The following is a 24,887-nucleotide window of genomic DNA, read 5'->3' on the forward strand; positions in this document are numbered from 1 at the left end:
AGGCGGGGAACGAATACAAAACACGGGAGATGGAAATGCGGACTGTGATGTGGAGCGTGCCATCGAAGCCGACGCAATCGTTGGAACATGTTTAACTAGGACACCATTGGCAACCGTTACATTGTCCACTAGACCCGCGTCTTTTTAGTGATCGCACACACTTTTTCAGTATGGTTCTTTTAGATGGGAAAACAATATGGTTTACTAATCTTGCGTTCAAAAACGTAAATGGCACGACGCGGGTCGTGTTATCCCACTTTCTGCGGTGTACGCTCATGTTTTCCCTTCCTTGAAGGTAAACCGTGACGTATGGAATCCGTAGCTTGTAGTTCCCCTTGGAAGGTTCGTATGAAACTCAATAAGCGCGTTCTCGCTTCTGCAGCATTGTCTGTATCCCTCGCTACTACCGCTGTTGCTCCCGGCGCATGGGCTGATGATGATGCGCCGCATCTACGGTGCAAACAGAACTTCCGCGTGGGAAGTGATTTTGACGCCGATGCAAACGGCAATGTGGCGGAACACTTGATGCGGAACTGCAAAATGACCGCCGAGCAGATTTCCAAGCTCAATATTGAAGACTTGAAGTCGGTGGCTAAAGAGTTGAAGAAAGCGGACGGTTCTTTCGCTATCAGTCCCGAGGAGATTGACCAGTTAACGACCGCGGAGGTCAACTATGAGGCAGAAATTAATGAAGCTGCCGATAAGGCAGAAGAACCGGGCGACAATCCGGGTGCCGGTGACAAAATGCCAAAGCCGCCGGTGCCGGGCAATGAATCTGGAGAGGGCAGCTCTAACTTCGGCAATATTTTTGGCGTAATTTCTGGTCTTGCTGGTTTGGCCACTGTGGTGGCAGGCATTGCTAAAATCTTCAACCAGAACGCAGGCCTGGCCCGTATCTTGCAGCCACTGCGTGACTTCTTGGCACAGTTCAACATCAAGTTCTAATTCCATCTGAGACTGTGCTTCAGATGGGAACTTAACCGGAGCCCTCCTTGCGGAGGTGCTCCGGTTCTTTTTGGTTAAAGGAGGGCAGGGAAGCGGCCTCTGATTGTTTAGCTTTAGGCTCGCGCTACTTGATGTACCGAGTGGACATCCCCATTTAACGGGGTCCACTATCGATAAGCGTTATGCTGCGCTACAGGCATGGCTATTGAGTGATGTCGCACACTTTTTAGCGGGGGAACTATTGAACGGGAAACCAATATGATTTACTAATTCTGCGTTTAAAAACGTCAATGGCACGACATGGGTCGTGTTATCCCACTTTCTGCGGTGTCCGCTCATGCTTTTACATTGAGGCGTTTAGGGCCCGTAGCTTGTAGTACCCCTTGGAAGGTTCGTATGAAACTTAATAAGCGTGTTCTCGCTTCTGTGGCGCTCTCTGTGTCCCTCGTAACTACCGCTGTTACTCCAGTCGCTTGGGCTGCTGATGAGCACCTTACCTGTGCGCAGAACTTCCAGGCAGGTATCGATATTGATGCTGCAATCAATGTCAACATTGCGAAATATCTGCAGCGTAACTGCAATTGGAGTGGGGGCCAGATCTCTCTGCTAAATGTTGAGGAATTGAGAGAAGTGGCTAAGCAGCTCTTGAGTGCAGACGGTACTCGTCTCCATTCTGAAGAAGCGCTGAATCATGTGCTACCTTCTTGGGTCGCCGGGGTGGTGGACTATAACAACAAATTTTCCGGCGATGGTCGCAAGGGACCTGTGGGTGATGAACAGCAGCCTGGACCTCCCCTAATGGTAAACGATGTCAAAGCGGGGGATAAGGAAGTCACTGGCTCCCTTTTTGTGCTTCCGGGTCAAATTAAAAAAATTTGGATTGCTTTCCCACACTTCAAAATTTTAGAGCTCCAACTTCAGGGAAATTCCTCTAAAGGTGAAGTTATCCCCTTTAAATTCGACGTTCCACAAGGGGTTGAGCTAAAGACCAACGATGAAATATCCGTTTTCCCAATTTACTACGATTATGGCGTAGATGAACCCGTTAAGGTTACTGTGAAGTCTGCTGGTAACGGTAATGATGAGGCTCCGGGCGATGGTGAGAATCCGCCGATACCTCCAGGCGATGGTGGGAATCCGCCGATGCCTCCAGGCGATGGTGGGAATTCGCCAAAGCCGCCAGCTGATGATGAGAATCCGCCAAAGCCGCCATTCCCAGGTGGTGGCGCTGGAGAGAGTGGCTCTGACTTGGGTAGTATCTTTGGTGTAATTGCTGGTCTTGCTGGTTTGGCTGCTGTGGTGGCAAGCATTGCGAAAATTTTCAACCATGGCTTAGGCATACTTCGTATTTTGCAGCCCCTGCGTGACTTCTTGGCGCAGTTCAACATCAAGTTCTAAGTTCATCCGTATTGGTGGACTAGTGCGGGGTCGATGTTCTGACTACGCTTCAATCAGCAGTTAAACCGGAGCCCTCCGTATGGAGGTGCTCCGGTTTCTTTTTTGATGGATGGGCTGGGAAATCGAACCTTGGTCATTTAGTTTTAGCCTCGCGTTGGCTGAGATACTTGGTGATCTGTGATGGTTGTGTCGACCTAACTGCGTGTTGGTCCGGTGGATGCTGTACGGGGTTGAAGTAATCGCTGCATGTGCCTGTTTGATGGAACCGACTACCGAAAATGGTTACTCCATGCCACAGGTGCGGCATTTAGGTGATCTCGGGCACTTTTCCGGTTTGGAACTTTTAGGCGGGAAACCAATATGGTTTACTAATCCTGCGTTTAAAAACGTAAATGGCACGATAAGGTTCGTGTTATCCCACTTTCCGCGGTGTTTGCTCATGCTTTCCGTTCCTTGAAAGCATTTCCTGGCATATAGAACCCGTGGTTCGTAGTACCCCTTGGAAGGTTCGTATGAAACTCAATAAGCGTGTTCTCGCTTCTGCAGCCCTCTCTGTATCTCTCGTAGGTACCGCTGTTGCCCCAGTTGCTTGGGCCTCTGATGAGCATGTCAACGGCACACAGGAATTCGGGAATAGTAGCGATGCTGATTCTGGATTAAATATCAACGATGCGGATAATCTGCAGCCAAACTACGAATTGAGTGAGGAGCAGACTTCTCAGCTAGGCTCGGAAGAATTGACGCCGGTTGCTATGGAGCTCCCAGAGAAGGACAATAATCCCGTTCCTGCTGAAGGAGAGTCGCAGCAGTTATTGCCTTCCGCGGCTGTCAGTGATGTAAGAGCCGACGACATTTCTTCCGGCGGTGATAGCAAGGTTGTTGCTAATGACGAACAGCAATCTGGTTCGCCCCTAAGAGTGGGCGAGGTTAAAGCGGGGGCTAGGAAAATCACGGGCTCTGTCTTTTTACTCCCAGGCCAAAAGAAGACAATTCAGGTTACTTTCCCAAACGGAAGAGTTTTAACTGAAGACCTAGAGCTCGAGCAAAGCTCTGTTGAAGAGGGTAAAACCTCTAATGGTAAAGTTTTCACCTTTGAATTCGATGTTCCTGAAGGACTTGAATTAAAGGTTGGCCAACAAATACCCGTTATTCCAATTTACGATTCCTTAGGTCCGGGTGCAAAGAAGGATGCTCCCGTTTTAGTCACTGTTAAGCCAGCTGATAAGAGTAGTGAGTCGCAACCTGAGCAGAGCCCTGACAGCGGTAGTGGTCAGGCTCCGGGCAAGGGTGCCGAAGGGGATTCGGTAATGCCGCCGGCTTCGGGCAATGATGGTGGTGAAAGCCAGGAGAAGCCGCAGGGTCCGAGCGATGGTGCTGGTAAAGAGCCGGAGAATCCAAAGGCTCCGGGCAAGGGTACTGACGAGGATTCGGTAATGCCGCCGGCTTCGGGCAATGATGGTGGTGAAAACCAGGAGCAGCCACAGGCGCCGGGCAATGGTGCTGGTAAAGAGTCGGAGAAGCCAAAGGGCCCGGGCAAGGGTACTGGTGAGGATTCGGTGAAGCCGCCGGCTTCGGATAAAGATGGTGGTGAAAACCAGAAGAAGCCGCAGGGCCCAGGCAATGGTGCTGGTAAAGAGTCGGAGAAGCCAAAGGCTCCGGGCAACGGTGCCGGTGAAAAGCCGGGCAAGCCGCAGATTCCAGGCAATGGCGGTGAAAAGGGCGGCTCTAACTTCGGCGCTGCCTTTGGTGTAGTTGCTGGGGTGGTTGCTTTTGTGGCGGGCGTTGTTAAATTCTTCAACCAGTTCTCTGGCATCGCGCGCTTCTTGCAGCCACTGCGCAACTTCTTCTCACTGTTCAAGTTCTAATCCCGCCTGAATTAGCGGATTAACGCGGTCTCGATGTCACCGCTGCGCTTTAGGTAGTAACTAAACCGGGGCCCTCCATGAGGAGGTGCTCCGGTTTCTGCGTTTTCTGGCTAACTTTTGTGGCGCTTGGCCTAGCCCTAGCGCACGGGGCCGGGCAGGTGGGCGCGCCAGCCGTGGATCACGTTGATAAGGCAGCATGCGGCGAGCAGGGAACCGATGAGGAATAGCGCCGTGAAGCCGATGTAGGGCGCAAGGGCACTAAAGGCCATGGGGATAAAGAAGCCGGTGTAGGACACGGAATAGAACACGGCGGTAAGGCCGGCGAGGTCATCTTTTCCGGCGATGCGCTGGACCTCGGAAAGGCCGGCGACAAGTGCTAGGCCGTAGCCGGCGCCCATGACGGCGGCGCTGGTGATGCCGAGCGGGAGCGATAGCGTGCGCGCGGCGATGGCACCGAAGATGGTGCCGACGGTAATAACGGCCATGGCAACGGCGGAAGCGCGGGCGGAGCGGTGGGTGTCAATGACCTTGCCAAACATTTGGATGCCGACGCCGCAGCCCAGCGTAATGACGGTCATGAGGCCGGAAAAGGCGATGGGGGCATCGCCGGCGGAATCAGAAAGCAGCTGCGGCAAGAGGGCATAGGCCGCGCCCGCGCAGCCGAATACCCAGGGGGCTACGGGCAGGACGATGCGGGAAAAGCGGCGGTGGGCGGCTGATGGGATGTGCAGCATGTGCAGCATATTGCGGATGCTTAGATCTAAAAACGTGTCTTTGACGGTTTCGCCGCGGGGCGGGCGGGTCTCAGGGGTCTTCAGCAGCCACACTGCGGTAATAACAGTGAGCAGGATGTGCAGGACATAGGCCAGGTGGGTGGGCCACGGGCCCCATTGCGCCAGCACCGAGGCTAGGGCGGCGCCGATGAGGAAGCCCACGGTAAGGCACATCGATGCCTTTCGGGGGCCTGCGGCGGGGTCGCCGCCGGAGCGGGTGATGAGCTCGGAAATCCAGGTGGAGCCGACCGCCATGACGATGCCCAGCGCCAGGCCGCACAGCACGCGGCCGGCGGCGATGATGAGGGGTTCTTCGGGAGCGATGGACAGCAGGAAGGACCCGGCCAGGGAGAGCGGTGCCGCGGGCAGCATCGTGGGGCGCCGGCCGATATAGTCCGACAGCGGCCCGGAGATGAGCAGCGCGGGCACGATGCCAATGACGTAGGCCGCCAGGAGGCCGTTGACGGTGACCTGTGAGAAATGGGATTGCTCGCGGTACATCACGAGTAGGGGAGTAAATTCATTGCCGCCCCAGGCAACGGCCACCATGCTGCCTGCGACGGGTAACCAGTCGCGATTGGCGGGGTCCTGACTCATAGTTGATCCTTCGAATTTTTCAGGTGTGAACGGAGTGCGGCAAGGTAGGCGGGCAGGTTGGCGGTGAGGAGGGCATCGGCAAGCACGCGGTGCTGATCGACGAACGCGCGGGCCCGCGCCACATTGCGCCCAATGGCGGTGGCGGTAAAACGTTGCTGACGCTCGCGCAGCTGGTGGCCCACGTTGGCCAGCAGGCTATTGCCGGCGCTATCCATGATGATTTGGTGGAATTGGGCATCCAGGCGCGTGTATTCGCGGAGATCCCCGGCATCCAGGGCGGCGTCTTGGGCCGCAATGTTTTCTTGCAGGCGCTTGGCGATGCCCCCACGTTCCGCCTCACCCAGCTCGCAGATCTTTTCGGCACTGTGGGCATCGACAAGCAGGCGCGCCTCGTAGACCTCGCGGATTTCTTGGGGGCTAATCGGCACGACCAGCGCGCCGCGCTTGGGATAAAGCTGCAAAAAGCCCTCGAGCTCCAGGCGCAGGAAAGCCTCGTGGGCCGGGGTCCGGCTGACCCCTACCTCGGCCGCGAGTGCGGCTTCTGACAGCATCTGCGAGGAATCGATGGTGCCGTCGATGATCCTTTCTTTGACCAATTCATAAACCCGCTCCGCGGCAGGCTGCATGCTTGTATCGCTCATGCATACATCTTGCATACAAGTTAGTTTAAGCGTCAACCTATTCCCAATTCCGGGGTTGGCGTGACTTAGACTGGAGGGTATGCAACGTTGGGTCTTACACATCGATATGGATGCGTTTTTCGCCTCCGTCGAGCAATTGACCCGACCGACTTTGCAAGGCCGGCCGGTGCTCGTCGGTGGAGTTGGCGGCCGCGGGGTTGTTGCCGGTGCGTCCTATGAGGCGCGCGAATACGGCGCGCACTCGGCGATGCCGATGTATCGCGCCCAGCAATTGGTCGGCCTGCGCGCGGTGGTGGTCAGCCCGCGCCGGGCGGTCTATTCGGCGGCCTCGCGCCGGGTATTTGAGATCATTTCTCAGCACGTCGAGGTCATCGAGCAGCTATCTATCGATGAGGCCTTTATGGAGCCAGAGGCGCTGGTGGGTGCGACGGCGGACGAGGTGCACCAGTGGGCGGATGGCCTGCGCGCGCTCATCCGGGAGGAAACGGGCCTGCCGTGTTCCATCGGCGCGGGCTCCGGCAAGCAATTTGCCAAGATCGGCTCCGGCGAAGCCAAGCCCGATGGCACCTATGTCATCCCAGCGGATAAGCAGCTGGAGATGCTGCATCCGCTCCCGGTGGGAAAGCTGTGGGGCGTCGGTCCGGTTACGGAGGCCAAGCTCAAGGGCATCGGGGTGGAGACCATTGGCGCGCTGGCCGCCATGACCCAAAAGGAGGTGGAAATCTCCATCGGCAGCGTCGTTGGGCTGCAGTTGTGGCAGCTGGCGCAGGGCATCGACGATAGGGAAGTTGCCCCGCGCGCGATTTCCAAGCAGATTTCCACGGAGCATACCTATCCCAAGGACCTGCTGACGGTACCGGATGTGGACGCGGCGATTACCCGCGCGGCCGAGGGCGCGCACCGCCGCCTGCTTAAAGATGGCCGCGGCGCGCGCACCGTGACGGTCAAGCTGCGGATGGCGGATTTTCACATCGAATCGCGCTCGACCACCCTTGCTTATGCCACCGATGACCTAGAGATATTGACCGCCGCCGCCTTCAAGCTGGCGCGCTACCCGGATGAACTGGGCCCCATCCGCTTGGTGGGGGTGAGCTATTCCGGGCTGGAAGCCGCGCGCCAAGACGTGTTATTTCCTGAGCTCGACCGCGAAATCGTGCGGCCTGTGCTGCCGGATACCGATTATGAAACGGGCGTGAGCGATGACTCCCAGCCACCGGCGCCGACCACCGTGGTCGTCGAAGACGATGTGGAGGATCAGTGGCACGCCACCCAAGACGTCTATCACCCGGAGTTCGGCCACGGATGGATCCAGGGCACCGGGCACGGGGTGGTCAGCGTGCGTTTTGAAACCCGCGCCACCGGACCCGGCCGCACGAAATCCTTTGCCGCCAGCGACCCAGATTTGGTGCCGGCGGATCCGCTCGAGTCCTTAGACTGGCAGGACTGGTTGGAAACCCAAGACTAGGCTTCGCGGTAGCGCTTGGGGTCAGGGCTTTGCCGGAATACCTCGGCAGGATCCGTGCCGGTGGCCAGCGCCGCGGCCAAAAGAATACGCGCCTGGCTGGGGCGGAAGGCACCTGCGTTGATCGCGCCCAGGCTGCGCAGGCTCGCCCCGCCGCCATCGCCGCCATAGGACAACGCGGTCGCGCCGTACGGGGTGCGGGTGGAAATGACGACGGGGAGGCCGTCGCGCAGGGCATCGGCAAGCGCGCGGCCCATATCCCCACTCATATTGCCCGCGCCCATGGCCTCGATGACGAGGCCGGCGGCGGAAGTGCGGGCGGCATCGACAAGCACGCGCCCCGCGCCGGGGTAGGCAGGGATGATTTCTACCGGGTGCGGTGCCAAGGGCTGCGGGTGCAGCCGCGGGGTGGCATCCGGGACCCGCAGGGACTCAAAAGCGCGCAGGTCAGAGGTGTGCTGCTTGCGGGCCCCGCGCGCAGGGATGGTCATGCCGCCAAAGCGGATGAAGACGCCGGGCTGCCCGCTAAGAGCGAGCTCGCGCGCATCGCGGAGATTGCGCGGGCCGTCCGGGTGCGGGTGATCGTAGGAGCGCTGCGCGCCGGTGAGCACAATGGGCGTATCGCCGGCGCAAAAAATCTCCAGCGCCATCGCCGTCTCTTCCATCGAATCGGTGCCATGGGTGATGATGACGCCGTCGATGTCCGCGCGGGCGGTTTGCTCATTGACCACCCCAATGAGCTCGTCGAGGTCCGCGAGCGTAATAGAAGAGGAATCGAGCTGGCGAAATTCCACCACTTCGGCGTCGATATCGGCCGCGAGCTGCGCGCCGGTGACGGTAGGGACGAGGGAACCATCCCGTACAGTGGTGCAGGCAATCGTGCCGCCGGTGGCGATGAGGGCGAGGTTAGTCATGCCTTCCAGAATAAAAGAAGACGCGCCGAGGCGGCAGGCGCGGACCAGAAAAGCTGGTGCAAATGTAAACTGATGGGAGTTTATAACCCAGACGTGAGGAGTGAGAAGTGAAATTCCGCAAATTTGGTGCCGCGTGCCTCGCATTGAGCGCGGCGGCCGCCCTGTCCGCCTGCTCTTCTGATGACGAGCAAGAAGACACCACCAAGAACAGCGAATCCAGCGAATCCGCGTCCGCCGACGGCGACTCCGCGGCCCCCGCACTGCCAACCGCCGCCGATTTGAACGCCATCCTGGCAAAGGCCACGGATCCGGAGGCATCGCAGGAAGAAAAGACCGCCACCGTGGAAGGCGGCGAATCCGCCCCAGAGATCTTTGACACCATGGCGCGCTCCAAGGAAGAATCCGGTGCGGAGTTCGCGGTCGTGGATCCGGTTTTGCCTGGCTATGATCCGCAATCCGTGCTGACCACGGTCAATTTCTCCACGGCCGATGGCCAAGAGCAGACCGCGGACCAGGTGGAGTTTATTTATGAGGACGGCACCTGGAAACTATCGAAGACTTGGGCCTGCACGCTGATTCAAAACACTGTGCCGCCTGAGCAGGTACCGGAGATGTGTGCCGATACCGGTGCGGGTGCGCTGCCGGCCGATGAGGGCAACGGAGCACCTGCGCAGGGCGATGCCCCCGCAGAAGGCGCAGAGCAGGCGCCTGCCGAGGCCCCCGTAGAAGCCCCCGCTGAGTAACTCGCCTCCCCGCTACTCGGAAAACGCTAGCTCCGTCAGGCTTGATTGCACGACGCGCAGATCTGAATCGGCGGTGCCGTAGGTTACCTTCGTATCGAAGGACACGTCACCGTCCACGGGGAGCGGTTTCGTCAGGTCTACCGTGATGCTTCCCGAGGAGTTGGTGGAAGAATCCAGCACGTCGAGTTCCTTATCCTTTAACTCCGTGCCCTCGGCTTGGCCCTCGAAGGATAAAGCACCCAGGGTGGGGCGTTGTTCCACCTCGACGGATAGCGTGACGCGGTCACCATCGATGGACTCGACCTTATAGCGGGTCGTCTGCAAGAGCGTGGATTCGCCGGTCACGCGCGAATCTACCGTCCACGTCGCGCCGGTGCCGACCTCTTCTTCCGGGAAGACGATGGGCAGCGCGGTCAGCTTCATGATCGCCTGTTCGACGGTGCCGCGCGCCTCATCGCTCGCATCCTGCGGGGCGGCCAAGCGCAGGGAATTCATCTGGCCGTTGTCTTGGCCGCGCCAGCCAAATTGGAACCCGGACGCAGAAGAGACATCGGTATCGCCGGAGTATTCCGGATCCCCTGCGGTGACAAACGCGTTGCGCGAGGCCGGCAATTGATCCTCGACGTCCTCGGTGGCCTTATCCACCGATGCCGAAAGCGGCAGGGTAGTGGTCACCTTATCTACGTCCGCGGCTTGGAAGTCGGCGGCGGCGGATTTATTCAGCAGGTCCTGCGAAAATCCCTCCGTGGCGCGGTAGGTTACCTCCTGCGAGGAGTCGATGTCGTGATATTCCAGCAGTTTCTTCTCCCCGGTTCCGGCCTCTTCGACGGTCAGGCGCGGGGCATCGATAGTCAGGCCGACTGGCTGCTCCACGGCGGGGCCGGGGGTCTCATAAGAACAGGCGCTTAGCGCTACGGCGACGGCGGAAAGGGCTGTAAAAACTTTGACTCGAAACACGCTTACCAAAATACCGGACGCTCCTGATTAGAATGGTGTGGGTGAGCCAAAAACGAAGGAGTCAGACAGGTCTTATCGCCGCGGTGGTCATCGCCGTGGCGGTTGTGGATCAAGCCGTAAAACAACTCATGCTTACCGTCCTGACGGAGGGTGTGCCGCACTATGTCATCGGGGACTGGTTCAGGTTTACCCTGCTCTTTAACCCGGGCGCGGCGTTTTCCATCGGTGGCGAGGGATCGACCTGGCTGTTTACCACCATTCAATTGGCGTTCGTCTTAGGCGTTGCCATCGCCGCCCCGCGCATCCACAACACCGGCCAGGCGCTGGGGCTGGCGCTCATTGCCGGTGGGGCATTGGGCAATTTTGCAGATCGCATCTTCCGCGACCCGGGCTTCTGGTTCGGGCACGTCGTGGACTATATCTCGGTCGGCTCGTTCGCGGTCTTTAATATCGCAGATGCGACCATTACCTGCGGCGTTGTCATCTTTATCGGCGCCATGCTGCTCGCGGAACGGAGGGCGGAAAATGAATAGGCAATTGCGCAGTTTTCCCATTCCAGAAGGCTTGGAGGGCATGCGTGCCGATGCCGCGCTTGCCAAGCTCCTCGGCCTCTCCCGCTCGGCCACTGCCCAGCTGTGCGCAGAAGGCGGGGTCACCGTGGATTCGCAGGAACTCGGTAAATCCGAGCGCCTGGCGTCCGGCCAGGTGGTCTCGGTGCTGCTCCCAGAGCCGGAAAAGCCCCTGCTGCCGCGCGAAGAGCTGGTAGAGGGCATGGACGTTTTATATAGCGACGCCGATATCATCTGCGTGCACAAACCCGTGGGCGTCGCCGCGCACCCGAGCGTGGGCTGGGATGGGCCGACGGTCATCGGCGGGCTGCGCGCGGCGGGGTATAACGTGGCCTCGCTTGGCCCCACCGAGCGCCAGGGCATCGTCCACCGCCTGGACGTGGGCACCTCCGGGGTCATGGTCGTGGCCTCCTCCGGGCGCGCCTATTCCGCACTCAAGCATGCGTTTAAGCACCGGACCGTGAAAAAGACCTATCACGCGGTGGTCCAGGGCCTGCCCGATCCGATTGAAGGCACCATCGATGCGCCCATCGGCAGGCACCCGAAGTCGGGCTGGAAATTCGCCGTGCTTGACGATGGCAAGGCCGCTGTCACCCATTACCGCCTCATCGAGGCCTTTCGCGAGGCCAGCCTCATCGAGGTGCACCTGGAAACCGGCCGCACCCACCAAATCCGCGTCCACATGTCCGCCACCGGGCATCCCTGCGTCGGCGATCCCATGTACGGCTCGAACCCGCAGCTTTCCGCCCGCCTAGGACTCGAGCGCCAGTGGCTGCATGCGGTGCAGCTGGGCTTTACCCACCCCGGCACCGGGAAGTGGTTCGAGGCCCGCGCGCCGTACCCCGATGACCTGCAACAGGCCCTGGAGCGCCTGCAGGGATGAGGAAGTTTTATTGGCGGCGTCGGCTAGCGGCACTGGCCCTGGTGCTGGTGGCGGTCGTGGTGGTCCTGGTGCTTTTTGGCACGCTGGGCACGCAAGCATCCACGCGCGTGCAAGGCGATCAGCTAGGCCCGGATGGGGAGTCCCGCGCGGAGTATATTGAGCGCGTTAATTCCATGGACATCGACCCGGATGCCGCCACGTATGCGCTGGTTACCTTCGATACCGAGCTGCCGCCCGTCGCCGTCGCCGCCGCGCTGACTGATATTCCGCGCATGGACGCCATCCTCATGGGCTCGACCGCGCCTATCGCGGTGCCGGAGCCCGTCGCCGGCGAGGATCGCGCCGCGGTGATTAACCGCACCTTCGATCGCATCGGCGCCTCCTACGGCCAGCGCCCCAGCGAGGTGAGCGCCGCCGTGGTGTGGGGCACGGGCACCCAGCTTGCCGATGTCGCCTCCCTCCCCGCCGTCGCCGCCGTCGAGCCCGCGCCTGCCGATGCCGCCTGGGGCAGCTTCGCCGTGCGCCCACCCAGCTAAAATTGCCATCCTGAACGCTTCGCCGCGCGGGGTGTGGGGGTGGCGGCTTAGCATCGGGGACATGGAACACATTCGGGCATATATTGCGGCTTTAAACTCGGCGATGGATATCCTCGCCGAGGCCGCCGATATGCCCGCCTCCGAGCTGACCGCCGCCGGAATGCCGGATGCCGCCGCCGCGTCGATAGCCCACCTTTCCCAGATCTATTTCGGGCCGACCAGCTTTACGCGCCGCCAGCGCCGGGCGGTCGAGGGGGCGCGCCGCAATGGGCATTCGCTGCCGACGCTGGAGGTCATCGAAAAGCACGCCCGCCGCGCGCCCACCCAAGCCCGGGCCTGGGCCCTGCGCGCGGAGCTTGCCCAGGTATCGGCCGATACCCAGGCGATGGACAAGCTCGCCCGCAAGAAAGTGCGCGCGCTGCGCCCGCCGCGCGAGCCCAAACCCGGGGTGCGGCTGCGCCGCCGAGCCGCCGGCAAACCATGGACGCTGACGATTACGGGCAGCTCCAGCCTCGTCGCGGAGCTGCATAACCAGGCAGGCACGCTTGCCGATGTCGCCGCCCTCTTCCACTCCGGCGCCTCCACCTCCACCGTGCGCACCAACGTGGTAATCCCGCTGGATAAGCTAAGCGCCGTTGTGCAGGGTGATAAAGATGTGACGGTCACCATGACCAACGGCGCGCAGATAAGCGGCGCTGAGCTGGCCCAGCGCGCGATGGCGGAGGAAGGCTTTATCACCCTTATCCACCCCGTGGAGGGGCCGGTGAACCTGTACCGCATGCGGCGCGGGGCAACGTGGAAGCAATTTATGATGGCCGCCGCCGAAAACCCCATCTGCCCGGCGCGCGGGTGCCACCGCCCAGCCGATGAGTGCCAGGTGCACCACATCTATAGCTGGGCCGGCGGCGGCTGGACCAATGCCAAGAACCTCACCGTAGCGTTCCCGCATCACAACGGCCGCAATGACGACGACCGCGCCGCCCGCCCCCGCAATGGCCGCTTCGAGCGCGTACACGGCGGCGTGCGGTGGATTAAACCCTGGCAGCCGCCACCGCCGGACCTCGTTGATACCGGGCCCAGATAGCCACAGCTTTGAGCCCAAGGCCCGCCCCTCAGCGGCGACCATTACGCGCCGTTTTCCCGTGCCGCGCACTCCTGTGGGCCGCCTACCCGCGCCGCGCACTCTTGCGCGGCGCGCTTTGGCGAACGCGTATGAGATCCGCAATGTAGATGCTGACCGCCACGCCGATGATGGCGAAGCCAATCCACCGGTGCGTGGAGAAGTGCTCTTGGGTGACAAAGAGCGCCCACAGCATCTGCATGATGGGGGTGAGGTATTGGAGCATGCCGATCGTCGACAAGCGCAGCGTCCGCGCGCCTTGGGCGAAGCACAATAGTGGCAACGCGGTAATTAGGCCGGCGCTGATTAATAGCAGCATGTGTGGCGTGCCATCCGAACTGAACGTGCCGCGGCCGGCCTGCTCGATCCACACGATATAGGCAATGGCAATGGGGGAGACCACCAAAGACTCCGCCGCGACCGAGACCGCTGCCGATACCCGCACCTGCTTCTTGATGAGCCCGTAGATGCCAAACGATGCCGCCAACAGCAGCGAGATATACGGCGCTTGGCCGGTAAAGAAGGTCAGATACAGCACCGCGATCGCCGCCACGGCGACGGCGGTCGCCTGCCATGGGCGCAGCTGCTCCTTTAAGAAGATCATGCCGAGCGCCACCGATACCAGGGGATTGATGAAATAGCCTAAAGCGGCATCGGCCACGTGATCGGTATTAATCGCCAGCACATAGGTGCCCCAGTTGACCGTGATAAATAAGCCCCCGGCGGCAAGCCAGCCCCACGTGCGCTTGTCCATGCGCACCAATTCGCGCCAGCCGCCGCTGAATATTAAAAACGCCGTGACGATAACCGCGGTCCACAACACGCGGTGGGCGAGGATTTCCAGCGGCGTGGCCGGCAGCAGGAGCGGGAAGAACGCGGGGAAGAACCCCCACATGATGTATGCGGCGAGCGTGTAGATCATCACCGCATAATATCGTCATCTTGACCGCCCCGCTAAGATGACCGCATGGCCAAAAACTCCTCCTTCGTCCACCTGCATAACCATACCGAGTTCTCCATGCTGGACGGCATGGCCAAGGTCGATATGTTGGCTGATGAGGTGGTCAAGCAAAACATGCCCGCCGTGGGCATGACAGACCACGGCAATATGTATGGATCCGACGCCTTTTACAAGCGCATGACCAGCGCCGGGGTCAAACCCATCATCGGCATCGAGGCCTACATGGCCCCGGAATCGCGCTTTAATAAAAAGCGTGTGTTGTGGGGCACCCCGGACCAAAAGCGCGACGATGTCTCCGCCTCGGGCGCGTATTTGCACCAGACGATGATCGCGGAAAACGCGACCGGGCTGCGCAACCTGTTCACCTTGTCTTCGCTCGCCTCCTACGAAGGCCAGCTGGGCAAGTGGCCGCGCATGGATGCAGAGCTCATCGCCGAGCATGCCGATGGCATCATCGCCACGACCGGCTGCCCATCCGGCGATGTGCAGACCCGCCTGCGCCTCGGCCAATTCAACGAGGCCCTCGAGGCTGCGGCGATGTGGCAAGACATCTATGGCAAGGACAACTTCTTCTTGGAGTTGATGGACCATGGGCTGGACATCGAAAAGCGCACGCGCGATGGGCTGCTCGAAATCGGCCGGAAGCTGGACCTGCCGCCGCTGGTGACCAATGACTGCCACTACGTGCTGGAATCCCAGGCGCCGGCGCACGAGGCCATGCTGTGCGTGCAGACCGGCAAGACGTTCATGGACCCGGACCGCTTCAAGTTCGGCGGTACCGGCTACTACATCAAGTCCGCCGCGCAGATGCGCGATACCTGGGATGACCTGATTCCGGATGGCTGCGATAACACCCTGTGGATTGCCGAGCGCGTGCAAGACTACAGCGAGGTGTGGGAGGAACACCCCCACGACCGCATGCCCATTGCCGATGTCCCCGAGGGCCACACCCCCACCTCCTGGCTGACCCACGAGGTGATGGAGGGGCTGCAGCAGCGGTTCCCCGGGCGCGATGTGCCGGAGGAGTATATCGAGCGCGCCAAGTACGAGATTTCCGTGATTGAGATGAAGGGCTACCCGTCCTACTTCCTCATCGTGGCGGAGCTTATTAAGTATGCGCGTTCGGTGGGCATCCGCGTGGGGCCCGGCCGTGGTTCTGCGGCGGGTGCGCTCGTGGCCTACGCGCTGACCATTACCAATATTGATCCGCTGGAACACGACCTGCTCTTCGAGCGCTTTTTGAACCCCGAGCGCCCGTCCGCGCCCGATATCGATATCGACTTCGACGATCGCCGCCGCGGCGAGATGATTACCTATGCCGCCGAGCGCTGGGGCGAGGATAAGGTTGCCCAGGTCATTACCTTCGGCACGGTGAAAACCAAGCAGGCCATTAAGGACTCCGCCAAGGTGCACTTTGGCCAGCCCGGCTTCCAGATGGCCGACCGCATCAACGGCGCGCTGCCCCCGGCGATTATGGCGAAGGATATTCCGCTGCGGGGCATTACCGACCCCGACCACGAGCGCTATTCCGAGGCCGCCGAGGTCCGCCAGATGGTGGAATCTGACCCGGATGTGAAAAAGATTTATGACACCGCGCGCGGCTTGGAGGGTGTTGTTCGCCAGGCTGGTGTGCACGCCTGTGCGGTGATTATGGCCTCCGTACGGTTGATGGACCACATCCCGATGTGGAAGCGGCCTGCCGATGGCGCCTATATCACCGGCTGGGATTACCCCGCCTGCGAGGCCATTGGCCTGTTGAAGATGGACTTTCTGGGCCTGCGCAACCTCACCGTTATTGGCGATGCCATCGAAAACATCAAGCGCAACCGCGGCGAAGAGGTGCAGCTCGAGCAGCTGCATGCCGATGACCCCAAGGTCTCCAAGGTCTATGACCTGCTCTCGCGCGGGGATACCTTGGGCGTGTTCCAGCTGGACTCCGGCGGAATGCAGGAGTTGCTCAAGCGCATGAAGCCTACCGGTTTCAAAGACATCGTGGCCTCCTTGGCGCTGTACCGCCCTGGCCCGATGGGCGTTAACGCCCACTGGGATTATGCCGATCGCAAGAATGGGCGCAAGGAAATCACCCCGATCCACCCTGAGCTCGAGGAGCCGCTGAAGGAAATCCTGGATGAGACGTATGGCCTTATCGTCTACCAGGAGCAGATCATGCGTATCTCGCAGAAGGTGGCGAACTACACCGCCGGCGAGGCAGATGGCTTCCGTAAGGCGATGGGTAAGAAAAAGCCCGAGGTCCTGGCCCAGCAATACGATAAATTCTGGGGCGGCATGCAAGAAAATGGCTACTCAAAATCCGCCATGGATGCCCTGTGGGGGACCATCGAGCCCTTCGCGTCGTACGCGTTTAACAAGTCCCACGCCGCAGGCTACGGGTTGGTCTCGTTCTGGACGGCCTACCTCAAGGCCTACTACGCGCCGGAATACATGGCAGCGCTGTTGACCTCTGTGGGCGATAAGAAGGATAAGTCCGCCATCTACTTGTCGGACTGCCGCCACTTGGGCATTAACGTCTTGCCGCCTTCGGTCAATGAGTCCGAGGAGGACTTCCAAGCTGTGGGCGAGGATATTCGCTTCGGCATGGGCGCTATCCGCAACGTGGGCTCTGAAGTGGTCGAATCCATCATTGCCTCGCGCAAGGCAAAGGGGGCGTTTACGTCCTTTAGCGATTACCTCGACAAGATCGACCTTGCGGCGTGTTCCAAGCGCGTGACCGAGGCGCTGATTAAGGCCGGCGCTTTTGATGATTTCCAGCAGCCGCGCAAGGGGCTGATGCTTATTCACGAGGACGCCGTCGATGCCGTGCAGACCACCAAGAAGGCGGCGGATAAGGGGCAATTCGACCTCTTTGCCGGCTTCGGCGGTGGTGACGATGCCTCTTCGGAGGGCGCCTTTGCCATTGATGTTCCGGACGACTCGTGGGATCGCAAGCACGAGTTGGCACTTGAGCGAGAGATGCTGGGCCTCTACGTTTCTGGCCACCCACTCGATGGTTTCGAAGAGGCCCTAGCTGCGCAGACCAATACTCCGCTGACCAAGATCCTCAACGATGAGGTACACAATGGCCAAGAACTCATCATCGGCGGCATCATTTCCGGCGTGGACCGGCGCTTTTCTAAGCGCGATGGTTCCCCGTGGGCGATTGTCACGGTAGAAGATCACAACGGCGCGCAGGTAGAGATCTTGGTGTTCAATAAGGTCTACTCGCTGGCAGCGCCGCATATTGTGGAGGACAACATTATCTTGGCGCGCGTCAACGTCAAGGTGCGCGATGAGCGCCGGTCGCTGTTTTGTTCCGATATTCGCGTTCCCGAGCTGGGACCCGGCGGTGGCGCGAGCCTGCCGCTGCGCCTGACCATGCGCACGGACCAGTGCACGATGGAAAATATCGCCCGGCTCAAGCAAGTCTTGGTCAAAAACCACGGTGATTCCGATGTCTATCTCGAGCTTGTCGAAGGCGATCAAACCACCACGATGGTCCTAGGCGAGCACCTCCGCGTGCAACGATCCGGCAACCTCATGGGGGATCTGAAGGCCACCATGGGCGCTGGCATTTTGGGGTAGTAGAATTTGCCCGCCTCGTCCCTGCGCTCCCTCTTTCTGAGGCGAACAGGGATTGAGGTGGCGACGGGCCTGGGGTGAAGCCGCTAGGACACCTCCGCGAAAGGCTGGGCATAAAGAAATGGCCGCCGTGCACATGCAACGGCGGCCATTTTTTAAGAAATCGGGGATTAGTACTTAATTCCCAAGCGGTCAAGCGCAGCCTTCAGCGGTTCGAGGACTGCCGGGTTGAACTTGGCGATGGCGGCGTAGGTCTGCAGAATCGCAGCGACGGCGCCGGCGATGACGGCGGTCCACTGCGAGACCTTCAGGAACTTTTCTGCAGTTTCCTCGGAGGAGCCAAGCTTGGTCAAGCTATCGAGCTGCTGTTGCTGTGCCTCTTTAGTCACGCAATCTGGCTGCTTCGGCATGCCGGCGGTGCCGTAGCCATTGAGCAAGCCCTCGAGGAACTTATTTGGGTTGGACAGGTTGACTCCGCCCTTGCCCTCTTCGATGTTCTTGAGGTGCTCTTGCTTGGCAGCTTCTACTTGGGCCAGGCATTCAGCGCTGAGCCCCTTGCCGGGCTCATCTGCGGAAGCAACAGCCGGGGTGACAAGGCCCGCCGCCACAGCGGTGGCAGCGACGAGAGAGGTGCTGAGTCGTTTACGCATAGGGAAAGGCTCCTTAAAGTTCAGATTTTAGCTTGTTAAAACGTAGCAGCTTTAAGGCTAAAAATCTATGGAAGTAATTGCCGGATGGGTTCAGGAAGCATCTTATAAAATTGATCCGCCACCTGCGGCATGAAGTGCAACACCCCGCTCAACATGGCACCGAGGGCAATGACACCGGCGATAATCCCGATACCTTTCCCGATGAAGCTGCTGCCGGAACCGTCATCAGGCAGCGACGCCCCGGGAGTATCGTCGCCATTTTCATCGGAGTCGGCGTCGTCGCCTTCAGCCTGGGCGCCGCCCACGAGATCGGCGACGGAGAAGACCGTGGTAGTGCCGGATACCTCGTTGCCGGCGATAAGGAGGGCATCGGCAGTAGGCGAGTCTTCCTTGCTAATGAACGCCAATCCCTCTGGGCCCAAGTCGCCGGCCAAGCTGGTGGCGGCGACATTGTCTTCGTCGTAGTCCACGGTGAAATCGCGGTTATTGGTGTAGGTGACGAACTCGGCTTGAGCGGGGTCGGTGACGTCATAGACAAAGATGCCGCCCACGCGCTCCATTCCGATGAAGGCATAGGTGCGATCGCCAACCGTTCCAATCGTCAGGGCTTCCGGTTCGGGGCCTTTATTATTGGAGCGATCGTCGAAGTCGGGGTCTTCGTTATCGGCGTTGAAGTTGAGGCCTTCGATGTCCTTGGTGATTTCCTCAAAGTCGGAACCGGAATCGAAGACGACGTTGCCCTCGGCATCGTAAATGCTAAAGGAACGGGACCCGAAGGAATACAGGCCATCGAAGCAGCCTTTTTCCTCATTCCACCCAGAGGCATTGCTTAACTTGAGGTTACCGGCGTATTTCTTGTCCTCGATGCCTTCTGGAAGGTCGACGGAATCACAAACCTGGCCCTCTTCAACGAGCTCTTTCAGTTTGACCTCATCGGTGTAGCCGCCCCAGTCGCGGGCATCGCCCTCATTGGCGGTGGCGAAGTAGGTCTGGCCGTTGGTCTGGAAGGCGCCGATCGAATCCGGCATGGATAGCCCGTGCACAGGGATCGTGCGCAGTTTTGCCTCGCCGTCCTTATTGGAGGGATCGAGGGGGATAACCGAGTGATCCGCGATGTGGGCGGGCAGCACCTTTTCTACGGTGGCGGAGGCGATATCGACCACGGCGATGGCGTTGTTTTCTTGCAAGGTGACATACGCCTTGCCATCAGCGGAGGAAATATACTCCGGCTCGAAGTCGAGCGAAGGTTTGTTGTGGTGGTTTTCTGGGCCGAAGACGCGAATGGACGGGTCAAGTTCTGCATCAGGCCCGTCGAAAGCGCGGAAATCGGCGGTGCGAACATCCGCAGCGGAGGGGGCCTGGACGCCGTCTGGCAGGGAGATGACGGATACGGTGCCTTCTGGATCTTTTGCGTATTCGGTGCCATCGGCGGTGAGCTCATCGGAGGGCTCGCCCTCGTTAGCGGTCAAGGCATAGGCGCCGTCTTTAGTGATGTGCACGTTATCTGGCAATGCGCCGAGCGGCACGCGGCCGAGCTCGTTGCCGGAGGCGGCATCGAAAATCAAGGCTTCGCCGTTTTCGGTCTTGTCTGCCTGCTGCACGGCGGCCACAGCGAGGCCATCGGGGCGCACGGCCACGGAGTTGATTTCCTTATCGCCGTCGGCGGAGACCTCGGCAACCTTGGTGGGGTTGGTGGGATCGGAGGCATCCAGGATATCCACCTTGCCCGATTGCGCGTTCACCGTGAGAATGCGCTGGGAGGCGGCGTGGTAGGCCACGATTTCCGCTGCTGATTTGCCCATGACCCCGGCTTCATACGAGCCAATGGGGCTGAGCTTTACCGCAGCATCGTCGGCGGAGCGTTCCAAAACATTATCGACGATATGCGCGTTGGCGGCCGGGGCGCAGCTGAGCGCAAGGCAGGCAGCCACGCCGATGGAGGTGCGCTTAAACATAGAGAGAGTCCTTTCTTGTGGAGCACTCCATTGTTTCCAAACCACGTAACAGTCACGCTAAACCGGAATGAAATCTAGGTGAATCGGTCGAGCACTAGGTAGGGCGAGTAGACTCTGCAATCATGACTGAATCGACCATCCACGCATCCGATATCCAGCAGGCACAGGCACGCATCAGCTCCGAGATCGCGCCGACGCCGCTGCAGTATTGCCCCCGGCTTTCTGCGGAAACGGGCTGTGAGGTCTATTTAAAGCGCGAGGATCTCCAGGACGTGCGCTCGTATAAGATACGCGGCGCGCTCAATAGCATCTCCAGCCTGTCGCAGGAGGAGCGGGAGCGGGGCATCGTGACGGCATCGGCAGGCAACCATGCCCAGGGCGTGGCCTATGCGTGCCGCACCATGGGGATTCCGGGCAAGATATTCGTCCCGGAGCCCACGCCCATGCAAAAGCGCGACCGCATTCACGTGCACGGCGGCGACCAGGTGGAACTCGTAATAGTGGGTGCCAACTTTGACGAGGCCGCGGCCGCCGCGCATGCCGATGCCGCCGAGCGCCACGCCACCTTCATCGAGCCCTTCGATGCCCGCGATACGATCATTGGCCAGGGCACCGTGGCGGCGGAGGTCTTGGCGCAGCTTTCGGCAAAGGGCGCCTCGGCCGATACCATCGTCGTTCCCGTCGGCGGCGGCGGGCTGATTTCTGGCATCACTTCCTATATGGCGGATATGGCACCGCACGCGAAGGTGATGGGGGTGGAGCCGGAAGGGGCGGCATCGCTAAGAGCCGCCTTCCGCAACGGCGGGCCGGTGGCACTTGAGAGCGTGGATCCGTTCGTCGATGGCGCGGCGGTCAAGCGCCTGGGTGCGCTGCCGTATGAGATTTTGGAGGCCAACCAACAGCGCCTGCACTGGGACACGGTCTCTGAGGGGGCGGTGTGCACGGACCTGCTCAACCTGTACCAGAATGAGGGCATTATCGCCGAGCCCGCCGGTGCGCTGTCCGTGGCTGGGCTGCAGCGGGTGCCGCTGGAGCCGGGTTCGACGGTGGTCTGCGTGATTTCTGGGGGAAATAATGACGTGTTGCGCTACGCCGAAATCATGGAGCGCTCGCTGGTGCACCGCGGCCTGAAGCACTACTTCTTGGTCAATTTCCCGCAGGAACCAGGCCAGCTGCGCCACTTCCTGTCTGAAATCCTGGGGCCTAGCGATGACATCACTCTATTCGAGTACCTCAAGCGCAATAACCGCGAAACCGGTGCCGCGCTGGTGGGCATCCAGCTAAGCCGCGCCGAGGACCTGGCGGGGCTGAAAGAGCGGATGGCCGAGTCCAAGATCTTGGTGCAGCACCTGCAGCCGAATACCCCCGAGTACGATTTCCTGGTGGCCTAATGCGCGATATGTATCGGCGCCCCACCGGCCAGGTAGAACACGAAATTGAGATCAAGCGCTCGCGGTTTATCACCCTGATCGGCCGGGTGACGAATGAGGAAGAAGCACGGGCGTTTATCGATGCCGCCCGCCAGCGCTTTCCCGATGCCCGCCACCATTGCTCCGCCTATGTCTACCACGTCGACGACGCGAACCCAGTGGAGCGTTCCTCCGATGATGGCGAGCCTTCCGGGACCGCTGGAAAGCCCATGTTGGATGTGGTAAAGGGCTCTGGAATGCTTGATATTTGCGCGGTGGTCGTGCGCTACTTCGGTGGCATCAAGCTGGGTGCGGGCGGGCTTGTGCATGCCTATGGCGGGGCGGTCAGCGAGGCCATGGAAAAGGTCGAGGCGGTCACCCGGGCGCGCCGGGAGCTTTATACCGTGGAATGCCCGCACGCCACGGCCGGGCGCCTCGAGGCGGATTTGCGCGGGCGCGGCATCGATATTACCGACACCGAATACGGCGCAGCCGTGACTTTTACGGTCGCCGTGCGCCCGGGTGGGCTCGATGAGCTCCAGGCGATGCTCGCCGCGCTTTCCCAAGGCGAAATCAGCGCGCGCGAAGCAGGCTCTGCCTGGGTTGAGGTAGGATCTGGGTCATGACTATGCAGCAGCGACCGAATAACCCCATTGCGCAGCGCAAGCAGCAGGTGCGCAAGCACTCCCGCAACGCCGTTATTTCCGTTGCCGGTGGCCTCGGCGCAGGAGTTGTTTTAGGTGTGCTTTCTGCTAATTTGGCCGCTTGGATGGTTTTGGGCCTTATCATCGCCGTGGTGGGCGGCGGATATAACTGGTTGAAGATTCGCAAAATCGTCAACGAGAACCACAATAATTATTAATGCCTACCCCGCAGCCAAGCGGCCGCCCCGTCCGCATTGATGCTTGGGTATGGGCGGTGCGCATGTTCAAAACCCGATCCGCCGCGGCCACCGCGGTGCGCGCTGGACACGTGAAAATCAACGGTGAAGCGGTCAAACCCGCGCAACAAGTCGTGCCAGGCGATAGGGTGCGCGTGTGGCGCAACCACCACGAGCACGATTTGGAAGTGCTGGCTACCGTCGCCAAGCGCGTGGGCGCGCCGGTGGCGCGCACCTGCTATACCGATCACGCGCCCCCGCCGCCGCCCAAGGAGTTCATGCCATCCGTACCGGTGCGCCCCCGCGGCGCGGGCCGGCCGACGAAGAAGGAGCGCCGTGATATGGAAAAATTCCGCGGCGGGTTCCGCTAGGAGTTGGCGCGCAGCGCCTTAAGGCGCGCGTTCAGGCGGCGCCGGCGGCCGGCGCGGTCGCCGGATTCAGCGGTTGCCTCGATGTGCTGCTTGCCAAACTTATTGAGCAGCAGATCATCGATAAGGCGCACTTGGCCGGGCCGAAAGCGGTAGCGCATGGTGTCGTGGACGTGGGCAATGGCGTCATCGTCAAGCAGCTGCTCGAGCTGGTCCAAGGACCGGATATCGTTTTCCTCCAAGATTTCCGCGAGGAAGCGGTAGTGCTCCGAACGCGAAAGTGGGAAGCGGTTGCCCAAAATGATGGCTAGGACGCCAGGCAGGGTTTCCGGAGTAAGCTCCACATCCGTGTCCGCCTCCGTGCGCGGGGCCTTGAGCGCGGCGATTTCATCGAATTGCTGATCGGCAAGTTCGATGAGGCCGGCGGCCAGCGTAAACAGGCGGTCGACCTCGGGCGAGGGCGGGGTAGGGCCCTGCTTATAGCGGATATCGTGCTCGAATTCCGCCCACGCGTGCTGCAGCACGGTGCGGATTTGCACCTCAAAGGTCCAACCCACAAAATCGGCGAGCTCCTCCATGGCCGCCGCGCTATCATCCGTCACGGTGAGCACCAGGTGGTGGGAACCGTAGCCAAAGCCACCGGAAATGCGGGTCTCGGCCGCCTTATCCACAGAGCGCACGACCTTGAAAGATTCGCCCAGCACGTCTAGCGCATTGGGAATGGTGGTGGAGTGGTACAAGGTGACGCGTACGCCCATGACATCGTGGATATCGTCCCACGGGGTGGGGTAGATGAAATCGCCGCCCTCGCCCCGCTTCTTGGCCTTGCGCTTGAGTGAAGACCAGGCCTTGACGCGCGTCGATACCCGGTCAAAGATGATGCCGGCGTCATTGAGCAGATCCTCGATGGCGGTGCGAAAATCCTCCGCCGCCGTGGGGTGGCTGCGGGTCCAGGCGTGGTACTGATTGCTCAGCCGCGACATCCTGCTTTCCGCCATGGTGCTCCTCTCATAATTCGCGGGGAAATCCGTTAGACCATACTAGCGGTCGCGAATGTAAAACGGTGCGATGGCTTGGAAGTTGTTCGGCGGCGGCGCGGGCGAGGCCGCGAGCATATTCATCGGGTAAGTGGGCGAAGACAAAAACCGTCGCGGAATCCGGCACCAGGTAGGTCAAAGAATGCGAACGCATGAGGCGGCGCATGTGCTTATCCAGCACGGTAAAGGTTTCCGGGTGAGCCAACCAAGAGGAAATCGGGGCACCGTGGGAGCGGACCTGTAGGCCGCCATAAGGCGCTGCGGCAGGCAGGGCGCAGCGAGCTGGGCGCGTCCAAAAGCGCAGGCCCTGCGAGTCGAGCGCGGCGCGCTGCAGGTTCAGCGAGGCACAATTCCACGCCTGACGGGTCGAGACATCCAGGTCCGCGAGGCCGCGGTGGCTGAGCCGGCGAAAGGTGCGCTGCCCGGGAAAGACTAGCGCCATCGACAGGTTGGGGGAGAGCTGGATGGTGGCGGGGGAGTCGCAAAAGCCGTCATCGGAAAGCCGCTGGTGCTTAATCCACGACCGCGCGAATAGCGCCGGCAGCAAATTAGTGGTGGTGGGGCGGGGTGCATCGAGCGTCAAGGTCATGGCGATTTCTCCAGGGTCGTGAGTATCCGCCCTTATTGGACTGGAGAAATAGCCGGGTG

Annotated in this window: 23 protein-coding genes; 14 read left to right on the forward strand and 9 right to left on the reverse strand. The window is 60.5% G+C overall.

Annotated elements, in window-relative coordinates; all coding sequences use genetic code 11:
• Nucleotides 1–348: 348 nt before the first annotated feature.
• From ACP8KU_RS03825 to ACP8KU_RS03835, 3 genes are all read left to right on the forward strand, one after another.
• Entirely contained in the window at nucleotides 349–945 is a 597-nt protein-coding gene (locus ACP8KU_RS03825) for a hypothetical protein (RefSeq protein WP_023017243.1), read from the forward strand.
• Between the two features lie 396 nt (nucleotides 946–1,341).
• Entirely contained in the window at nucleotides 1,342–2,343 is a 1,002-nt protein-coding gene (locus ACP8KU_RS03830; RefSeq protein ID WP_484484000.1) for a hypothetical protein, read from the forward strand.
• Nucleotides 2,344–2,855: 512 nt separating this feature from the next.
• Nucleotides 2,856–4,208, forward strand: a complete 1,353-nt coding sequence (locus ACP8KU_RS03835; RefSeq protein ID WP_284901992.1) for an ICP22 family protein — start codon at nucleotides 2,856–2,858, stop codon at nucleotides 4,206–4,208.
• A 137-nt stretch (nucleotides 4,209–4,345) separates the two neighbouring features.
• Here ACP8KU_RS03835 and ACP8KU_RS03840 read toward each other — a convergent pair whose 3' ends face one another.
• Nucleotides 4,346–5,578, reverse strand: a complete 1,233-nt coding sequence (locus tag ACP8KU_RS03840) for an MFS transporter (protein ID WP_484484001.1) — start codon at nucleotides 5,576–5,578, stop codon at nucleotides 4,346–4,348.
• A complete protein-coding gene (locus ACP8KU_RS03845; protein ID WP_484484002.1) occupies nucleotides 5,575–6,219 on the reverse strand; it encodes a GntR family transcriptional regulator in 645 nt (214 codons plus the stop codon). Before ACP8KU_RS03845 ends, ACP8KU_RS03840 begins: the two co-directional genes overlap by 4 nt.
• 79 nt (nucleotides 6,220–6,298) lie before the next feature.
• On the opposite strand from ACP8KU_RS03845, the gene ACP8KU_RS03850 reads away from it, so the two are divergent.
• Nucleotides 6,299–7,684: a DNA polymerase IV gene (locus tag ACP8KU_RS03850; RefSeq protein ID WP_484484003.1), complete on the forward strand. Its 1,386-nt coding sequence runs from the start codon at nucleotides 6,299–6,301 to the stop codon at nucleotides 7,682–7,684.
• Here the strand turns inward: ACP8KU_RS03850 and ACP8KU_RS03855 are convergent.
• Nucleotides 7,681–8,595 (reverse strand): asparaginase, encoded by a 915-nt coding sequence (locus ACP8KU_RS03855; RefSeq protein ID WP_484484004.1) that lies wholly within the window; start codon nucleotides 8,593–8,595, stop codon nucleotides 7,681–7,683. The two genes, ACP8KU_RS03850 and ACP8KU_RS03855, sit on opposite strands and share 4 nt — an antisense overlap.
• 107 nt (nucleotides 8,596–8,702) lie before the next feature.
• Between ACP8KU_RS03855 and ACP8KU_RS03860 the strand changes: the two genes are divergently transcribed.
• Complete coding sequence (locus tag ACP8KU_RS03860; protein WP_005283813.1) at nucleotides 8,703–9,338, forward strand: WKL family lipoprotein; 636 nt, start codon at nucleotides 8,703–8,705, stop codon at nucleotides 9,336–9,338.
• A gap of 12 nt (nucleotides 9,339–9,350) precedes the next feature.
• Here ACP8KU_RS03860 and ACP8KU_RS03865 read toward each other — a convergent pair whose 3' ends face one another.
• The gene (locus tag ACP8KU_RS03865; protein ID WP_023017258.1) at nucleotides 9,351–10,295 is read right to left on the reverse strand and encodes a hypothetical protein; all 945 of its coding nucleotides are present in this window, start codon (nucleotides 10,293–10,295) and stop codon (nucleotides 9,351–9,353) included.
• Nucleotides 10,296–10,327: 32 nt separating this feature from the next.
• Here ACP8KU_RS03865 and lspA point away from each other — a divergent pair, with 32 nt between their 5' ends.
• From lspA to ACP8KU_RS03885, 4 genes are all read left to right on the forward strand, one after another.
• Nucleotides 10,328–10,828 carry a signal peptidase II gene (lspA, locus tag ACP8KU_RS03870; protein WP_484484005.1) on the forward strand — a complete coding sequence of 167 codons (501 nt, stop codon included), beginning with the start codon at nucleotides 10,328–10,330 and terminating at the stop codon, nucleotides 10,826–10,828.
• Nucleotides 10,821–11,747 carry an RluA family pseudouridine synthase gene (locus ACP8KU_RS03875; protein WP_005278479.1) on the forward strand — a complete coding sequence of 309 codons (927 nt, stop codon included), beginning with the start codon at nucleotides 10,821–10,823 and terminating at the stop codon, nucleotides 11,745–11,747. Before lspA ends, ACP8KU_RS03875 begins: the two co-directional genes overlap by 8 nt.
• Nucleotides 11,744–12,283, forward strand: coding sequence for a hypothetical protein (locus ACP8KU_RS03880; protein WP_484484006.1), 540 nt, complete (start codon nucleotides 11,744–11,746; stop codon nucleotides 12,281–12,283). The genes ACP8KU_RS03875 and ACP8KU_RS03880 overlap by 4 nt, the downstream gene beginning before the upstream one ends.
• Nucleotides 12,284–12,344: 61 nt before the next feature.
• The gene (locus tag ACP8KU_RS03885; RefSeq protein WP_484484007.1) at nucleotides 12,345–13,367 is read left to right on the forward strand and encodes an HNH endonuclease signature motif containing protein; all 1,023 of its coding nucleotides are present in this window, start codon (nucleotides 12,345–12,347) and stop codon (nucleotides 13,365–13,367) included.
• Between the two features lie 82 nt (nucleotides 13,368–13,449).
• Here ACP8KU_RS03885 and rarD read toward each other — a convergent pair whose 3' ends face one another.
• A complete protein-coding gene (gene rarD / locus ACP8KU_RS03890) occupies nucleotides 13,450–14,325 on the reverse strand; it encodes an EamA family transporter RarD (protein WP_484484008.1) in 876 nt (291 codons plus the stop codon).
• A 45-nt stretch (nucleotides 14,326–14,370) separates the two neighbouring features.
• On the opposite strand from rarD, the gene dnaE reads away from it, so the two are divergent.
• The gene (gene dnaE / locus ACP8KU_RS03895; protein WP_284609094.1) at nucleotides 14,371–17,943 is read left to right on the forward strand and encodes a DNA polymerase III subunit alpha; all 3,573 of its coding nucleotides are present in this window, start codon (nucleotides 14,371–14,373) and stop codon (nucleotides 17,941–17,943) included.
• A gap of 167 nt (nucleotides 17,944–18,110) precedes the next feature.
• On the opposite strand, the gene ACP8KU_RS03900 is transcribed toward dnaE, so the two are convergent.
• Together ACP8KU_RS03900 and ACP8KU_RS03905 are read right to left on the reverse strand one after the other, a co-directional pair.
• Complete coding sequence (locus tag ACP8KU_RS03900) at nucleotides 18,111–18,590, reverse strand: hypothetical protein (protein ID WP_484484009.1); 480 nt, start codon at nucleotides 18,588–18,590, stop codon at nucleotides 18,111–18,113.
• 65 nt (nucleotides 18,591–18,655) lie between these two features.
• Nucleotides 18,656–20,545, reverse strand: a complete 1,890-nt coding sequence (locus ACP8KU_RS03905) for a choice-of-anchor I family protein (protein WP_484484010.1) — start codon at nucleotides 20,543–20,545, stop codon at nucleotides 18,656–18,658.
• Nucleotides 20,546–20,667: 122 nt separating this feature from the next.
• On the opposite strand from ACP8KU_RS03905, the gene ilvA reads away from it, so the two are divergent.
• Genes ilvA through ACP8KU_RS03925 form a run of 4 tightly spaced genes read left to right on the forward strand, consistent with a single transcriptional unit; the run spans nucleotide 20,668 to nucleotide 23,205 of the window.
• Entirely contained in the window at nucleotides 20,668–21,936 is a 1,269-nt protein-coding gene (gene ilvA / locus ACP8KU_RS03910) for a threonine ammonia-lyase IlvA (RefSeq protein WP_484484011.1), read from the forward strand.
• Nucleotides 21,936–22,580, forward strand: a complete 645-nt coding sequence (locus ACP8KU_RS03915) for a YigZ family protein (RefSeq protein ID WP_284897759.1) — start codon at nucleotides 21,936–21,938, stop codon at nucleotides 22,578–22,580. The genes ilvA and ACP8KU_RS03915 overlap by 1 nt, the downstream gene beginning before the upstream one ends.
• Nucleotides 22,577–22,816 carry a hypothetical protein gene (locus tag ACP8KU_RS03920; protein WP_005278507.1) on the forward strand — a complete coding sequence of 80 codons (240 nt, stop codon included), beginning with the start codon at nucleotides 22,577–22,579 and terminating at the stop codon, nucleotides 22,814–22,816. Before ACP8KU_RS03915 ends, ACP8KU_RS03920 begins: the two co-directional genes overlap by 4 nt.
• A complete protein-coding gene (locus ACP8KU_RS03925; RefSeq protein WP_005283779.1) occupies nucleotides 22,816–23,205 on the forward strand; it encodes an RNA-binding S4 domain-containing protein in 390 nt (129 codons plus the stop codon). The genes ACP8KU_RS03920 and ACP8KU_RS03925 overlap by 1 nt, the downstream gene beginning before the upstream one ends.
• On the opposite strand, the gene ACP8KU_RS03930 is transcribed toward ACP8KU_RS03925, so the two are convergent.
• Nucleotides 23,202–24,200, reverse strand: coding sequence for a GTP pyrophosphokinase (locus tag ACP8KU_RS03930; RefSeq protein WP_023017266.1), 999 nt, complete (start codon nucleotides 24,198–24,200; stop codon nucleotides 23,202–23,204). The two genes, ACP8KU_RS03925 and ACP8KU_RS03930, sit on opposite strands and share 4 nt — an antisense overlap.
• A 10-nt stretch (nucleotides 24,201–24,210) precedes the next feature.
• Entirely contained in the window at nucleotides 24,211–24,828 is a 618-nt protein-coding gene (locus ACP8KU_RS03935) for a hypothetical protein (RefSeq protein WP_284622839.1), read from the reverse strand.
• Between the last annotated feature and the right edge of the window lie 59 nt (nucleotides 24,829–24,887).

This window comes from Corynebacterium sp. LaCa_282 (assembly GCF_057198125.1).

Excerpts from the sequence above, each read along its gene's own strand:
- lspA (WP_484484005.1), top strand. The coding sequence starts at position 10,328 with ATGGTGTGGGTGAGCCAAAAACGAAGGAGTCAGACAGGTCTTATCGCC.
- ACP8KU_RS03885 (WP_484484007.1), top strand. The coding sequence starts at position 12,345 with ATGGAACACATTCGGGCATATATTGCGGCTTTAAACTCGGCGATGGAT.
- ACP8KU_RS03915 (WP_284897759.1), top strand. The coding sequence starts at position 21,936 with ATGCGCGATATGTATCGGCGCCCCACCGGCCAGGTAGAACACGAAATT.
- ACP8KU_RS03840 (WP_484484001.1), bottom strand. The coding sequence starts at position 5,578 with ATGAGTCAGGACCCCGCCAATCGCGACTGGTTACCCGTCGCAGGCAGC.
- dnaE (WP_284609094.1), top strand. The coding sequence starts at position 14,371 with ATGGCCAAAAACTCCTCCTTCGTCCACCTGCATAACCATACCGAGTTC.
- ACP8KU_RS03855 (WP_484484004.1), bottom strand. The coding sequence starts at position 8,595 with ATGACTAACCTCGCCCTCATCGCCACCGGCGGCACGATTGCCTGCACC.
- ACP8KU_RS03905 (WP_484484010.1), bottom strand. The coding sequence starts at position 20,545 with ATGTTTAAGCGCACCTCCATCGGCGTGGCTGCCTGCCTTGCGCTCAGC.
- ACP8KU_RS03850 (WP_484484003.1), top strand. The coding sequence starts at position 6,299 with ATGCAACGTTGGGTCTTACACATCGATATGGATGCGTTTTTCGCCTCC.
- ACP8KU_RS03925 (WP_005283779.1), top strand. The coding sequence starts at position 22,816 with ATGCCTACCCCGCAGCCAAGCGGCCGCCCCGTCCGCATTGATGCTTGG.
- ACP8KU_RS03930 (WP_023017266.1), bottom strand. The coding sequence starts at position 24,200 with ATGGCGGAAAGCAGGATGTCGCGGCTGAGCAATCAGTACCACGCCTGG.
- ACP8KU_RS03830 (WP_484484000.1), top strand. The coding sequence starts at position 1,342 with ATGAAACTTAATAAGCGTGTTCTCGCTTCTGTGGCGCTCTCTGTGTCC.
- ACP8KU_RS03845 (WP_484484002.1), bottom strand. The coding sequence starts at position 6,219 with ATGAGCGATACAAGCATGCAGCCTGCCGCGGAGCGGGTTTATGAATTG.
- ACP8KU_RS03920 (WP_005278507.1), top strand. The coding sequence starts at position 22,577 with ATGACTATGCAGCAGCGACCGAATAACCCCATTGCGCAGCGCAAGCAG.
- ACP8KU_RS03880 (WP_484484006.1), top strand. The coding sequence starts at position 11,744 with ATGAGGAAGTTTTATTGGCGGCGTCGGCTAGCGGCACTGGCCCTGGTG.
- ACP8KU_RS03875 (WP_005278479.1), top strand. The coding sequence starts at position 10,821 with ATGAATAGGCAATTGCGCAGTTTTCCCATTCCAGAAGGCTTGGAGGGC.
- ACP8KU_RS03835 (WP_284901992.1), top strand. The coding sequence starts at position 2,856 with ATGAAACTCAATAAGCGTGTTCTCGCTTCTGCAGCCCTCTCTGTATCT.
- ilvA (WP_484484011.1), top strand. The coding sequence starts at position 20,668 with ATGACTGAATCGACCATCCACGCATCCGATATCCAGCAGGCACAGGCA.
- ACP8KU_RS03825 (WP_023017243.1), top strand. The coding sequence starts at position 349 with ATGAAACTCAATAAGCGCGTTCTCGCTTCTGCAGCATTGTCTGTATCC.
- ACP8KU_RS03900 (WP_484484009.1), bottom strand. The coding sequence starts at position 18,590 with ATGCGTAAACGACTCAGCACCTCTCTCGTCGCTGCCACCGCTGTGGCG.
- ACP8KU_RS03935 (WP_284622839.1), bottom strand. The coding sequence starts at position 24,828 with ATGACCTTGACGCTCGATGCACCCCGCCCCACCACCACTAATTTGCTG.
- rarD (WP_484484008.1), bottom strand. The coding sequence starts at position 14,325 with ATGATCTACACGCTCGCCGCATACATCATGTGGGGGTTCTTCCCCGCG.